This is a genomic window from Gimesia sp., assembly GCF_048262075.1.
Taxonomy (GTDB): Bacteria; Planctomycetota; Planctomycetia; order Planctomycetales; family Planctomycetaceae; genus Gimesia.
Map to the genome: position 1 here is coordinate 740,411 of NZ_JBLXFK010000002.1, position 12,329 is coordinate 752,739.

The 12,329-nt window shown below is 51.9% G+C and carries 17 protein-coding genes; all 17 read right to left on the minus strand.

Annotated elements, in window-relative coordinates:
* Positions 1-109: 109 nt before the first annotated feature.
* On the minus strand, positions 110-778 hold the full coding sequence (gene pcp, locus ACN0YH_RS06520) for a pyroglutamyl-peptidase I (protein ID WP_417378752.1): 669 nt from the start codon (positions 776-778) through the stop codon (positions 110-112).
* Between the two features lie 102 nt (positions 779-880).
* Positions 881-2,380: an SDR family oxidoreductase gene (locus tag ACN0YH_RS06525; protein WP_417378753.1), complete on the minus strand. Its 1,500-nt coding sequence runs from the start codon at positions 2,378-2,380 to the stop codon at positions 881-883.
* A gap of 124 nt (positions 2,381-2,504) precedes the next feature.
* Positions 2,505-3,134: a macro domain-containing protein gene (locus ACN0YH_RS06530; protein ID WP_417378754.1), complete on the minus strand. Its 630-nt coding sequence runs from the start codon at positions 3,132-3,134 to the stop codon at positions 2,505-2,507.
* 124 nt (positions 3,135-3,258) lie between these two features.
* Complete coding sequence (locus tag ACN0YH_RS06535) at positions 3,259-3,630, minus strand: hypothetical protein (protein WP_417378755.1); 372 nt, start codon at positions 3,628-3,630, stop codon at positions 3,259-3,261.
* A gap of 123 nt (positions 3,631-3,753) precedes the next feature.
* Positions 3,754-4,260: a hypothetical protein gene (locus ACN0YH_RS06540; RefSeq protein WP_417378756.1), complete on the minus strand. Its 507-nt coding sequence runs from the start codon at positions 4,258-4,260 to the stop codon at positions 3,754-3,756.
* A gap of 32 nt (positions 4,261-4,292) precedes the next feature.
* On the minus strand, positions 4,293-4,535 hold the full coding sequence (locus ACN0YH_RS06545) for a DUF6868 family protein (RefSeq protein WP_417378758.1): 243 nt from the start codon (positions 4,533-4,535) through the stop codon (positions 4,293-4,295).
* 12 nt (positions 4,536-4,547) lie between these two features.
* Positions 4,548-5,066: a hypothetical protein gene (locus ACN0YH_RS06550; RefSeq protein WP_417378760.1), complete on the minus strand. Its 519-nt coding sequence runs from the start codon at positions 5,064-5,066 to the stop codon at positions 4,548-4,550.
* A gap of 29 nt (positions 5,067-5,095) precedes the next feature.
* Positions 5,096-5,530: a hypothetical protein gene (locus ACN0YH_RS06555; RefSeq protein WP_417378761.1), complete on the minus strand. Its 435-nt coding sequence runs from the start codon at positions 5,528-5,530 to the stop codon at positions 5,096-5,098.
* A 177-nt stretch (positions 5,531-5,707) separates the two neighbouring features.
* Positions 5,708-6,340 (minus strand): hypothetical protein, encoded by a 633-nt coding sequence (locus ACN0YH_RS06560; protein ID WP_417378762.1) that lies wholly within the window; start codon positions 6,338-6,340, stop codon positions 5,708-5,710.
* Positions 6,330-7,391, minus strand: a complete 1,062-nt coding sequence (locus ACN0YH_RS06565) for a hypothetical protein (RefSeq protein WP_417378763.1) — start codon at positions 7,389-7,391, stop codon at positions 6,330-6,332. Before ACN0YH_RS06565 ends, ACN0YH_RS06560 begins: the two co-directional genes overlap by 11 nt.
* A 101-nt stretch (positions 7,392-7,492) precedes the next feature.
* Positions 7,493-8,149 (minus strand): hypothetical protein, encoded by a 657-nt coding sequence (locus ACN0YH_RS06570; protein ID WP_417378764.1) that lies wholly within the window; start codon positions 8,147-8,149, stop codon positions 7,493-7,495.
* 90 nt (positions 8,150-8,239) lie between these two features.
* A complete protein-coding gene (locus ACN0YH_RS06575; RefSeq protein WP_417378765.1) occupies positions 8,240-8,482 on the minus strand; it encodes a hypothetical protein in 243 nt (80 codons plus the stop codon).
* A 96-nt stretch (positions 8,483-8,578) separates the two neighbouring features.
* Entirely contained in the window at positions 8,579-8,896 is a 318-nt protein-coding gene (locus ACN0YH_RS06580; RefSeq protein WP_417378766.1) for a hypothetical protein, read from the minus strand.
* Between the two features lie 264 nt (positions 8,897-9,160).
* Positions 9,161-9,703, minus strand: coding sequence for a hypothetical protein (locus ACN0YH_RS06585; protein WP_417378767.1), 543 nt, complete (start codon positions 9,701-9,703; stop codon positions 9,161-9,163).
* A 12-nt stretch (positions 9,704-9,715) separates the two neighbouring features.
* Entirely contained in the window at positions 9,716-10,195 is a 480-nt protein-coding gene (locus ACN0YH_RS06590) for an SRPBCC family protein (RefSeq protein WP_417378768.1), read from the minus strand.
* A gap of 41 nt (positions 10,196-10,236) precedes the next feature.
* A complete protein-coding gene (locus ACN0YH_RS06595) occupies positions 10,237-10,935 on the minus strand; it encodes a class I SAM-dependent DNA methyltransferase (RefSeq protein ID WP_417378769.1) in 699 nt (232 codons plus the stop codon).
* A 141-nt stretch (positions 10,936-11,076) separates the two neighbouring features.
* Complete coding sequence (locus ACN0YH_RS06600; RefSeq protein ID WP_417378770.1) at positions 11,077-12,261, minus strand: serine hydrolase domain-containing protein; 1,185 nt, start codon at positions 12,259-12,261, stop codon at positions 11,077-11,079.
* Between the last annotated feature and the right edge of the window lie 68 nt (positions 12,262-12,329).

Sequence of the window (12,329 nt, forward strand, 5' to 3'; positions counted from 1 at the left end):
GCCGCAAAGGAAAGCGTCAAGTCGCTTCACGAGAAAGCAGAGAAAAATGCAGAAATCCATTTCGGACATCTAACGATTGATATAAACAACTAATATATAGATCTTTACGTCATATCAACAGACGCGAAGGACTGACTTCATTGAGATCCTCAGGATGGTCCAGGGCGGCCTGAATCCCGGCTTTCACTCCTGTTACAGACGTCTCAACAGACATACTGGGAGCCCCCAGATTCTCTTCCAGGGCAGCCACCGCCGGGAGAAAAGGGAGATGAATCCAACCCGCCCGGATGGGTAACTGTTCCTGCGCGATGTGATGCAGGACGCCATACATCAGGTGATTGCAGCAGAACGTTCCCCCTGCATCTGAGATGTCGGCCGGAACGCCAGCCGCCCGCATCGCTTTGACCATGGCGCGTAAGGGAAGCGTCGCATAATATGCAACGGGCCCCTCCGCAGCCGTCAAATCCCCCTGCAACGACTGGCCGGCATTGTCGGTTAAACCGTATCGCGTCCCATCATTCAGGTTTTGCGCCAGCCGCTCCACGGTAACCATCGAGCGTCCCCCGTATTCGCCCATCATCAACACCAGTTCCGGCTGGACTTCTTCCATCGCTGCTGTAACGAAATCAATACATTTGAAAAACGTATTCGGCACAATCCGCGAGACAATCTCCGCATCTCCAATTGACACCCCCTCCAGCGCCCGCGCCACCGATTCCGCTGGATTGATCGGCGTATAACCATAGGCTTCAAATCCGGTCAGTAAAACTTTTTTCATGGAGTGCCTCACATCAGAGTGAATGATTGCGCTGTCCGCAGCTTACTGTATCCTACAACAAGCAGCCCACTCGATTCAATAACGCATAACAGAGCTGGAGAGCTACCCGGTTTCTGCAGAACCTGCATCACGTTCTGGCATCGCTTCTGCAGCAGCCGCGATGTTGTGTATCATGCCGGAAAACACGAAGTGATGCAGCGGGCAGACCGCGTACCAGTACAATCGCCCCCAGAGACCGACAGGATCGAAGATCGCTGTCTGCGTGATCGTCGACGTCTCACCTGTGCCGGTCACTTCAAATTCCAGCCACGCGCGCCCCGGCAGCTTCATCTCTGCCAGCAGTCGTAACCGCCGATTCGGTTCATAAGCTTCAACCCGCCAGAAATCGACCGTATCGCCGACACGCAGCGTCTCAGCATTCGCCCGACCACGCCTGACACCAATCCCGCCGACCAACAGGTCCAGCCAGCCCCTCAGATGCCACAACCAGTTGCAGGCATACCAGCCCGTATCGCCGCCGATCCTGCGGATCGGCGCAAACGTTATCTCTGCAGGTCGCGCGACTTCAACGGAACGGGAATCAATAAACCGCGTTCCGAAACGGACCCCGGTCCAGGTGGGCAGGGAACCCGACGAAGACAGCGAATCCGACCAGCGCGTCTCAGCAAACTCCTGTTCTTCATTGATCAACGCCCGCTGGATCGCGGCTTCAATGCCCATCGGTTTGATAGCGAACGCCTGCAACGCACTTTGATCCTGCACGACCGTTGAATGCACGATACTTTCAATCAGCTTGCGACCAATTCGGGCATAGAGCGGCGTCACCAGACCCAGCCACAGACTCGACAGGTAAGGCGTCAGTACCGGCACCGGAATCATTCGTAAACGAATCTCGCGGCAGCGGGCATACACACGCATGATTTCCGCGTACGAAACTTCATCGGCTCCTCCAATTTCAAACACTCGGCTTGCAGGTAATACCACATCCAGCGCTGCAGTCAGATAAGCGATGAGGTCTTCAATCGCAATCGGCTGTGCCGACCGCATGACCCATTTGGGTGTAATCATGATCGGCAGGCGTTCCACCAGAGAACGGATCATCTCAAACGACAGGCTCCCTGAACCAATCACAATCGACGCCCGAAATTCCAGCACCCGCACGCCTGACTCCCGCAGGATCTGTCCCACTTCCTGGCGACTCCGCAGATGCGGCGAGAGTGTTTCCGCTTCATTCCCCAGTCCGCCCAGATAGATGATCCGCTCGACCCCCGCGTCCCGGGCCGCGTTGGCAAAATTCTCAGCAGCGCGGCGGTCGTTCTCTTCAAACGAACCTTTCTCACCCATTGAATGAATCAGGTAATACGCCACCTTCACGCCTTCCAGCGCTGGCGGCAGGGTTTCCGCTTCCAGCACATCGCCGGCTACGACTTCAATATTTTCCCCCACCCGCGCACGCAGATTTTCAGGCCGCCGCGCCAGGCACCGCAGTCGCTGTCCCCGCTGTTCCAGTGCCTGCAGCAACCGTCCGCCGACATAACCGGTGGCACCAGTCAGCAGAACCAGGTCGTCTGTGGAATTCGCCGCTTGTTCATTCTCAACCATCAATAACCGCTCTTTCGCTCAACAGGAATCAGAACTTGATATCGTATCAAGATTTATAGTGCTGACACTGCAAATTTTGAGGGAGGAATCGAGGGTTTGGTGAAAAAATGCGATCAAACCATATTCAACGGACCACCTGTTTCCCCTCATCGTAGGCAATTGCCTTCTGCCGACCAATCACCGTATCCCAGTTCATCCGGTGAGGCGGGCTGAGGTAGTGCGCGTAAGCGACCGCCATCTGGCGGGCCACCTCTTTGTAAGGCACATTACCGAAGCCGGCCCCCATCGCGGGAAAGACAACCGTATTAATCTTCTGCGATTCATCCGTCTGCCGCACGTTATGCTGGTAGACGGCCAGCAGCGAAGCCCAGGTCGCCGCATACACTTTGTCGGTTCCAGAAATTGAACCGGGCACGCGCATCGTCGGGCTGTGCGCCACGAAGGGATAATCGGGATTGCCGGTAGGCTCAATGAAAGACGTGCCGATCGGTTGCTCGCCCAGATATTCATCCAGGATGCGATGCTGAATCCGCTGCATCAGTTCGACGCCATGAAAGTGAATCACGGCGGCATCGATGCCCGCATTCATAATCCCAAAGGCATTCGCGGCTGTTACAAAACAGTCATGCGGTGGCAGGTCTTCAAATCGGCTTTCGATGACCGTCACGCGGGGGAGTTTTTCAAAACGCGTTCGAAACGCATCACACATTTCTGATTCGGGATGAATCAACCAGAGATCAATGGGCAGAGCCATAAAAGAGCAGGGCACCTTTCTGAATGCTAAGATGGTTTTATACCAATTCACTCACACTCAGGTCAAGCACTTAAATTCAGAGAATTCCTGAAATGCCTGCTCTGCTTTGACAAATCGCGTTAACTCAACGCACGAGCACGATCGGCGTCTGATCTTTCCAGTCATACTGTTTCCCGTCTACCCGCAAACCATTCAGCATCAGGTCAAATTCATGGCCCTCCCATTGAAAGGTCACGCGGCCCGGTCGAATAGTGGTATCCTGGAAAGTCTGTCTGTTGCCCGGCATGTGCGTCGACTGGTCGGGTAGTGAAAAGATTCCCGCCGGGTGAGTACCCGCCTTGCGATCTGCAATCACAATCTGTCGATTGAAAGGACGATCCTCGCGTCCCGCCAGTCTCAATGTCAGCGCCAGTTGAGTTTCCACCTGACCAATTTCTGCTTCCCAGTATCCCTGAGAAGCGTTAAATGATTCCAGAGACCAGAACAACAGTGCCACACACACCAGCCCCGCGCCAAGATAGATCAGAACGTTTCTGCATATTTGTTTCTGCCTTGGTTTTCTCGACAAAATATGAGAAAAAAACAGCGAATCAAGTCCCACATCAACCACAATAACTGCTCACTGTTCCTCAAACTGGTGCAGATGCTGTTCCAGCGCATCCCATTCTGCGATGACATGGCCATGAATTTCCGGACTGGAAATATAGGGATGACCGCTCGCGACATGGACTTTGATCGATTCTTTCACATACGAAATCAGCTGCAATACATGGGGAGCCAGTTCACGTACTTCCGTCAGACAGTCTTGGGTAAACTGAAATTGAATCGCCGCTCCCAATCCCAGGATCTGACACCACTCCACCCCCTCTTCCTCACGCCAGACAGGAGTCACCAGCAGGTAACGTTCGAGTACAGGAAAATAATACGCGAAGGCCTTGCCCCCCATATACTTGAAATCCTCTGCGTATTCTTCGGAATGATCCTGAAACGCGCGATAGGCTTCTGCCAATGTCAATCCACCAAAGTGATCCCAGGCCACCCGCGCGTCAAGGTCTCCCTCATCAGGATCGAAGTCCCGTTCTCCAGGCAGGGCGCCTGATTTTTCCCAAGGTGGTTTCTCTGTCATATCGATATGCAAACTTCTCTGAAAGCCAGACTTCAACCAATCAGTAACAACGCCAGATAAGGCACTGCATTAAACACCAAAAACAGCAGCTTGAACAGACCGATAAAGCAATACATCACCACATTAAACGATTCTCGAGGCAGTGGAATCCAGGCATTCTGCGAACGATACACCAGTTCCGGTGCCAGCAGAAACATGAAGGTCCACACTATCAGGATCGTCCCGTTCACGATCGTGCACCACATGAAAAACGTTGTCAGAGTCTGAATATCCATCCGATTTTCCCTTCAAGGGCCATGCGAAAGACGTTGTTTTAAAATATTCCGGATGCGTGCTTTTACGGAAGGGGCTTCCTCTTCCAGAGCCGCTGCCAGTAAAGAATCCACTTCCGGTTTGAAGTCAGCATGCTGCAGTGCCAGTTCATTGAGCCCGTTATAACTCCACGCTCTGACAAATTTATTTTCACTCTGCAGACAGCGGCGTAAAAATGGTTCGAGTTGCTTCACTTCCCGTTTGTTAATCGTCAGGTAAGGCAGGCACTGCAGTAGATGCAATTGCGTTTCCCAGTTTTGCAATTCCGATAAACTTCGGTAATAAGGCGACCAATCCATCCGGGTGACATCCTGTCCTGATTCCAGCGCCTGTTTCAAGAGCCAACTGGCGGCCTGCTGTCTCTCGGGATCAGCTAACAGACTTAACAGTTCGCTGCAGAACCCCGCTTCTCCACTGATACGATCATAGAGTGACTGTAATTCCTCGACAGTCCACTTCTGCTGATTCTCTAACAGACGCCTGATCTCCATCATATCTCCCATTCAAATCTAAAAGCCTGCGTTCACACCCGAATTGTCTTCCAGATCATCAACGCAAACAGAATCAGAATGCCGATGACGACGAGTAGCCCAATTGGTAACAATTCGGTCAGCGTTTTGTGCCAGGCCAGGAAATGCTGAATCACCATCATGGTACCGGCCAGCAGAAACAGCCACAGCCCCAGTGACAGCAACCAGTCAGGAAATCTCAGTCCTGTGAGGGGAAACCACAGCAGATTCAACCCCAACAGAAAGGCAGATAAAACAATCGGGGCATCCGCCAGTGTCAGCCACCCCAGTTGCTTTTGAATCTCATATTTTTTCTCTGCCTGCTCCGGGTCTTCTTGGGGGATCTCACGAATCTTCTGAATGAGATACAATCGAATCCCCGACAAATAAGCCGAGAGCGCAATCGCGATTCCCAGAATCGCCAGCAGTTGATCTGAGCTGAGTGACATTGGGCTACTCCTGAGAAACGATGAGTTTCAGGTAATGAAATGGTAACGATCACTCAATCAGTTTAACACGACTTCATTAAGAAAACAAAACAGCATTTGCCAGGAAATGAATACACAAATCGGAAGTCGTGTTCTTCACTTGTAATCAGATCAGAAAGAAATTCCCGGCTCCGTCAGTTATTCATGCACGTAGGCCCAGTCGCCCACCCGCTCCAGCCAGCCGCCGTAGCCGTTTTCCGGATAGTCCTGTTTGGGAAAGTACAACATCATGTCCCAGTTGGGTCCCCCACTCGGGGTTCGCACAACAAGTATCCAGGGATTCTGTTCGGGCCACCACTGGTAATCAGCAGAGACATAATATTCGTACTCCGGATAGGCCATCATTCCTGTACCAGGAACTGCAGTCAGATAATCAGGCACTAGTTGTTCCAGTGTTTCGGGATGACGCGTATGGTCTCGCGTGTAGTCTTCTATCGCCTCAACCAGAAACCGACTGCGATCAGCGAAGTCTGCCATCCGGACCATGCGAACCTGCTGTCCCAGTTGAATACTGTAAATACAGCCGGGAATATAGATCAAAGACAGAATCAGGATCAGCAATGCATCTCTGCGATATTGCTTGAAAAACAGGCCGATCAGTGACGCCGGAATCGCCAGCACTGCCAGCAGTAATGCAATGCCATAAAAGACAACCAGCCAGAGAAACAGCGTAGTTCCGACCGGAGTCGTCGAAATCCAATGTGCAAACGGCACATATCCGACACCAGTCACTGCAAACAAAGTCAGATAGATCCGCTCCTTACGTTTCATGGCCTAAGGCCTCCTGAAGATCGCGTCGCCTGTGTTCGCTGATGCTCTCTCGATCATCCGCACGATTGATATAGCAGCGAATTGACCAGGCAGCAAGAATACCCAAAGCAGCGTTGACCCCGCTCCCCAGCAGTACCATCCAACCGCCACGTACCAGGAATACTTTGACTCCCAATACGAAAAACATGCCGCCCCAGATCAGCGGGCTCATTCTCTGATGCGTGGCAGTCCGACCAAAGCTGCTGTAATACGCATAGTTAAAGGCGATGGCACCCCCATCGAACGTTCCCAGAAATCCCAGTGCAAACAACCAGAACCGGTCATTCGTCAGCAACGCCACAATCTGTCCCAGACAGTAACCCAGCAGGAAGCCGATCAGCATCCCCAGCACTGTTAAAATGAATATTCTTAAACCGGACCAGTATGATTTGCGACGAACTCCCGCCAACAGTAAAAACGCTCCCAGATGGGGTAACAGCGCGGGATCATGTCCCACACAGATATAACGTTCCGGTATGCTAAACAGAATTCCTTTCCTCAGACCGGTGTAAGCCGTCAGACCGTCCCGGAAACTCTCTTTCATTCCCCAGCAACACTCATCCAGAGGATAGCACCTTTCTTTACCTGATGCAGTGATTACCAGCTGGTTATGTTCCACAGCCACACGCCGGGGTAGATAACTTAGTTCCAGCAAAAAAAACCCTTTGAGAATTAAATATCCCGCTAAAAAACCACACCAGAAAAAACAGAACCCGAACAGCAGATCGAATCGGGCATTCACAGGATCCATCGCCGCCGTCACTACAACTGGCGTCATGAAAATGAGAAACACTACAATCAATGTTTTATAACCTGCACCGCGTACATAGTTCTTCAAACTGACATTCGATTTCTCCACCACATCTACCAGCTGCCCGCCACCTGCAGCATATTGATAGAGTTCAGGCGAAACCTCTTCCACACAATGCCGACAATACCGCCTGTCATCCCAGAGCCTCACCGCTTCGTCGGAAACGATCTCCCCGCAATAAGGACAGGTACCATCATTCATGTGAGCACTTCCTGACACGCTGATATTCCGTTCGGCTGAACTCTACGATTCTTTTTCATACCGACAGACAATACACGTTTTTTAACAATTGGCTCCGTCAGTTATTCATGCACGTAGGCCCAGTCGCCCACACGCTCCAGGCCGCCACCATAGCCGACCTTCGGATAATTCTGTTTGGGAAAATACAACACCACATCAAATCCCACTCCGAAGACAGGCGGCAGCACCTGCAGCGCCCAGGGATTGCCTGCATACTGTTGACGGGCAGCCTTACCTGTGAAATATTGAAATTCAGAACAGGCCCGCATCCCGGTGTCGGGCACGGCAGGCAGATAATCGGGAACCAAAGCAGCCAGCGACTCAGGTGGAACGCCATGCTGACGTTCATAATCATTGATTGCTGCGATAAGTGGTTGAGTGCGATGCGAAAACGCTTCCCAGCGGGCGGTCCAGACACGCCGTTCCCAAGCGATCCCCAACAGAAAACAGGGAACATACACGACGATCACCAGCAACCAGAGCAGGGCACGCGCACGGCACTGTTTCCAGCAGAGCCGCACCAGCAGGATCGGCAACATCACCAGCGCTGCCAGAAACGCAAAGTAATAGGGCATCACCACACAGAAGACGAACCCGGTTCCGTAAGGAGCCAATAATAACCATGTGCCAAAAGGTAAAACGACAATCCCAGAAATCGCAAACAGAAGGTAAATGACCAGGTCTTTCGACTTCATGACCGTCAAGTGTTTTGGGATCACGGATATCTCCTGACAAGATAGATCGCAGTGCCGTTCACATCCTTTCATTGTAATGAACTCTGGTTAAGAAAGCAGCATTTTTCCCGCGACTTATTCGCCGCCGATGCCTTCTTCTTCCTGTTCGACTTCTTTGGCTTCCTGCACATGCTGACTCGCGGGATTCACGATCCGATCCATTTCCAGCATCGCACCAATGATTCCACCGCCGCCGGATCCTGACCCGGTTCGGCTGCTGTGACGAAACATGTCCCTCACAAACATCACCATCATGCACGGCGTCAGAATGACAACCAGAACCAATCCAGCCAGCACACAAAATTCCATGGGTTCCATCAGATCCCCCTTCATTCATTAGTGAAAATCGGCTCCACGAGTGATTTCAATGCTCCGCGCAACAGAAAGACTGCGATCACCGCCAGTATCAGTCATTCAATCGGTTCCTGCAGCAGGGGTGGCTTCCGCTTCGCGAATCGTCTGCTGCTTGACAGCGCTGCGACGAATCGTAGAGGTCAACCACAGCCCGTAAGGCAGCCAGATGTAATAGTTCCAGGGATCGGGTAACACAAATACTAATACCACAAACAAGGGAACCACAATCCAGTAGAGCACAGCCATTTTCACCAGATATGACCGTTCCTGTGGCCCCTGCGCGTTTCTCAGTTCGTTCCAGGTCCCATACACGCCCCCCAGCACCCCAATCACCGTGCCACCCACGCCGCCGATTAAGCCAATCATCTCAGGGGCCATTTTGATTTCCTCAGATATCCTGTGTTGATTTAACAAATTAACGATCCAGATCGGAACAGGGTTCATATCCTGCCTGTTTAAGTCTTTGGATCAGTTCAAATCCACCATTTTGTCTCGCAAAATCCATTTCCTCTCGAAATATTTTGATCACCGCCATGATACCAGATCGCTGCCGATCATTATATTTAAACGCATCATTGCCCTCAAAGATCAAACATTATCTACTCACCGCTCCTGTTTCATAAATTAATTCACAACGGTCGGCTATTCATCTTCGCTGTTCCGCAATGGTACAGCATACAATTTTCGAGCCGCCATCGCATCCTGAATTCCGGAAAACAGCACCAGCAGCGCCATCACAGCCATCACCAGTCGCAACACATCCGGGACATCAGCAGGCTGGTACGAAATCTTTGTCGGTAGACTCCGCCAGACTCCCGCTTCCAGACAGACCGCTGTGACAAGACTTCCAAACAGCATCGCGATGATGATATGCAGCACATACTCACCACTGGGCAGACCTCCCAGCAAACGACGACTCTCCCGCTCCAGCGTAAAATCCACAATCGAAATCAATATATCAAACACAAACAGTGCCAGCAGACACCAGAAATAAAAACCCTGCAGTACCAGATTCGGAATCACCAGAAACAATGCGGCGTAGGTCGGTCCGCGCAGACTATGCACCACCAGCTCGGCTCGCGAATCGGGGTGACTGCGGATTCCATGCGAGAAACTGTGGTACAGCGCGATATCTGTCGCGCCCAGACAGCCCAGTCCGAACAGAATGTAAGTCGCCACTTCCATAATCTTTCACCTTCATTCAGTTTCCATCACAAACCGGCTCACCACGTCACTTTCCACCAGACGCAGCAGGGAACAATGACGAAACGCAAACGCCGCGTGTAAATTTTTCTCCACGACAGTACGCGTAATCAAAGCCCCACCAAACTGCCACGCCAGTTCCACATTCAACATATCCCGCACGATCGTTCCGGCTGAGGTTTCGTCAAATTCATGAATGTGTGAGAAGCGGGAAAACGGACCATGTATCATCGTCTCGCCAAAGCGATGCCCAGGCTCATAGAGATCATGTCGAAAGCCCATCACGACAGGCAGGCAACCGGCCACGCGCTGCTCGACCCAGGTTTCGGCACCGGGTTGAATATGCCCCGCATGCCGCAACAGTCGAAAGCCAGGCCACTCTGCCAGCAGCAGCCCGAGATGAGCTGGATCTTCATGAAACCGAAACAGTGTCTCGCGCTCAGCGGGAACAGTCTGTTCAAAACACAATTCCATAACGCGGCTCTATCGTTCCGGTCAAATATCAAATACGAATGTCACATCACCTGGCACTTCAAAAACAGAAATCCGGGCGCGGTCGACAATTTCCGATAGCTTTGTGGATCCGTCTCCTGCATCTGCTCATCGGGTCTGCCTTCACTCATCTCTAAGACACACAAGCCCGCGTCCGTCAAAGACCGCATTAACGCCGACAAAGGCCTGCGAAAATATTCCACCCGCGTCGGCTTTCCCAGGGTATCCCATTCATCGACGATTTTTTCAGTCAGAAAATAATTGCCGCTCGGCGAGAACTGATAGTCCACAAACGGATGATGCGTCGAAAACACAAACAACCCCTCTGGCTTCAAAATGCGTTTGACATCACGGAATAAAGGCGTCGGATCTTCCAGGTAATGCACCATCAGCGGACAGACTGCCAGATCGAACGACTGGTCCGCCTCATCAGGCACACCCTGCGCAAGATCCTGCACATACGCGTTGAATGGGTTTCCCAGCTTCTGGTGTACCAGCGCGATCATGTCTGCCGAACCATCAACGGCAGTCACCGTCGCGCCTTGAGACATCAGGTAAGCAACGTATTCACCGGGGCCGCAGCCCAGATCAATCACCCGTTTCCCCTGCAGTTCCGGCAGTAGCGCGCAGAGAGAAGGGCGTTCGTAGTGGGCGTTATAGCTGTTGTCTTGAATGGCCGCCGCATATTCGGCAGCATATTGAGAATACATGGGATTCAACATGGAGCGCCTGTTCCGGGCTGAAGTGAAATAGAGAATCGTCCCGCGACCGTCATCTCACGTTATAACACGACTCCGCTCCCTCAACAACAAATGAGAGAACGGAGTCGTTTTCAGATCCCAATCTGATTCCCTGGTTCTGCATTAATACCCCGCAGTGGCATCCTCATACAGTTCCTTCGCGATTTCCCGCAGCGTGGCATCTGCCTTGGGATTACTGATATTCGTCATGATGACAATCGCGATATCTTTCTTTTTATCAATCCAGACCTGTGCCAGATTCTTACCGTTCGAACCGCCATGATAGAGCAGGGGATACGGTGCCCAGTCGACACTCACCCAGCCCCAGCCATGCGCGTATTGACCATCGGGGGGAGTTCCCGGACGGTGAGGCTTGTCGCTTTTGATCGTAAATACGGGAGAATGAATTTTCTCAACCATCTGAGGCGACACAATATTACAGGGTGCCCGCATCCCGTTCCCGGCGTTCCAACCAGCCCAGGTCGCTAAATCCAGAATTGACAGGTGTGCGATCCCCGCGGGACCCAGGACCGGATGATTATCGGCATTCGGACCCGCCATATAAGATTTAATACTGCCATCCTTCTGTTTGACATGCCCCAACGGTGCATCGATTTTTCCCAGCGAAGACTGGCAACCCAGCCCGGCGGTCGTCAGTTGGAACGGTTCAAAAATCCGTTCCACAATCAGCTCATCCCACGGTTTTCCACTGACTTTTTCAATCATCGCACCGGCGATTGTATAACCTCGGTTATTATATGCCCACGCATCGCCTGATTTAGCGACCAGGGGCAGCTTGACCGATTCTTTGACGATCCAGTATCGCAGCTCGTTCAGATCTCCATCGACATCAAACGAGTTCTTAAGCAGTTCCATGAAATTCGCATCATCGGCCCGCATGCCACTCGTATGAGACAGCAGTTGTTCCAGCGTCACTTTCTCGACATCCTTACCCATGGAATCTTTTAATTCCGGAAAGACGTCTCCCAGCGTCGAATCCCATTTCAGCTTGCCTTCTTCGATCATCATCCCGGCGATGGTCGCTGTCATGGCCTTGGTATCAGACCCCAGATGAAACTTGTCGTAAATCGTTACCGGGATATCAGCCCCCAGTTTCCTCGTACCAACCGCACCAAATTCCGTAATCGTTCCCCGTTCAACAACTGCGGCTGCCACAGCAGGCAGCTCACCTGATTTCAAATAGGGTTCCAGTTTGTGATTAATCGTCTGTCCCTGCACCATGCCAGACGGCAACATCAGACTCATCCCCAGAATTAGTACACAGGCCCCTGGTGACATAATACGCATAAGCTACTCCCCATGATCGGTAAACAGAATTCAGGATGGTCTCCCGTGCAACCATCCGCTTTATTTAT

Excerpts from the sequence above, each read along its gene's own strand:
- ACN0YH_RS06540 (WP_417378756.1), bottom strand. The coding sequence starts at position 4,260 with ATGACAGAGAAACCACCTTGGGAAAAATCAGGCGCCCTGCCTGGAGAA.
- ACN0YH_RS06555 (WP_417378761.1), bottom strand. The coding sequence starts at position 5,530 with ATGTCACTCAGCTCAGATCAACTGCTGGCGATTCTGGGAATCGCGATT.
- ACN0YH_RS06580 (WP_417378766.1), bottom strand. The coding sequence starts at position 8,896 with ATGGCCCCTGAGATGATTGGCTTAATCGGCGGCGTGGGTGGCACGGTG.
- ACN0YH_RS06600 (WP_417378770.1), bottom strand. The coding sequence starts at position 12,261 with ATGCGTATTATGTCACCAGGGGCCTGTGTACTAATTCTGGGGATGAGT.
- ACN0YH_RS06575 (WP_417378765.1), bottom strand. The coding sequence starts at position 8,482 with ATGGAACCCATGGAATTTTGTGTGCTGGCTGGATTGGTTCTGGTTGTC.
- ACN0YH_RS06550 (WP_417378760.1), bottom strand. The coding sequence starts at position 5,066 with ATGATGGAGATCAGGCGTCTGTTAGAGAATCAGCAGAAGTGGACTGTC.
- ACN0YH_RS06565 (WP_417378763.1), bottom strand. The coding sequence starts at position 7,391 with ATGAATGATGGTACCTGTCCTTATTGCGGGGAGATCGTTTCCGACGAA.
- ACN0YH_RS06530 (WP_417378754.1), bottom strand. The coding sequence starts at position 3,134 with ATGGCTCTGCCCATTGATCTCTGGTTGATTCATCCCGAATCAGAAATG.
- ACN0YH_RS06595 (WP_417378769.1), bottom strand. The coding sequence starts at position 10,935 with ATGTTGAATCCCATGTATTCTCAATATGCTGCCGAATATGCGGCGGCC.
- ACN0YH_RS06590 (WP_417378768.1), bottom strand. The coding sequence starts at position 10,195 with ATGGAATTGTGTTTTGAACAGACTGTTCCCGCTGAGCGCGAGACACTG.
- ACN0YH_RS06560 (WP_417378762.1), bottom strand. The coding sequence starts at position 6,340 with ATGAAACGTAAGGAGCGGATCTATCTGACTTTGTTTGCAGTGACTGGT.
- ACN0YH_RS06585 (WP_417378767.1), bottom strand. The coding sequence starts at position 9,703 with ATGGAAGTGGCGACTTACATTCTGTTCGGACTGGGCTGTCTGGGCGCG.
- pcp (WP_417378752.1), bottom strand. The coding sequence starts at position 778 with ATGAAAAAAGTTTTACTGACCGGATTTGAAGCCTATGGTTATACGCCG.
- ACN0YH_RS06525 (WP_417378753.1), bottom strand. The coding sequence starts at position 2,380 with ATGGTTGAGAATGAACAAGCGGCGAATTCCACAGACGACCTGGTTCTG.
- ACN0YH_RS06545 (WP_417378758.1), bottom strand. The coding sequence starts at position 4,535 with ATGGATATTCAGACTCTGACAACGTTTTTCATGTGGTGCACGATCGTG.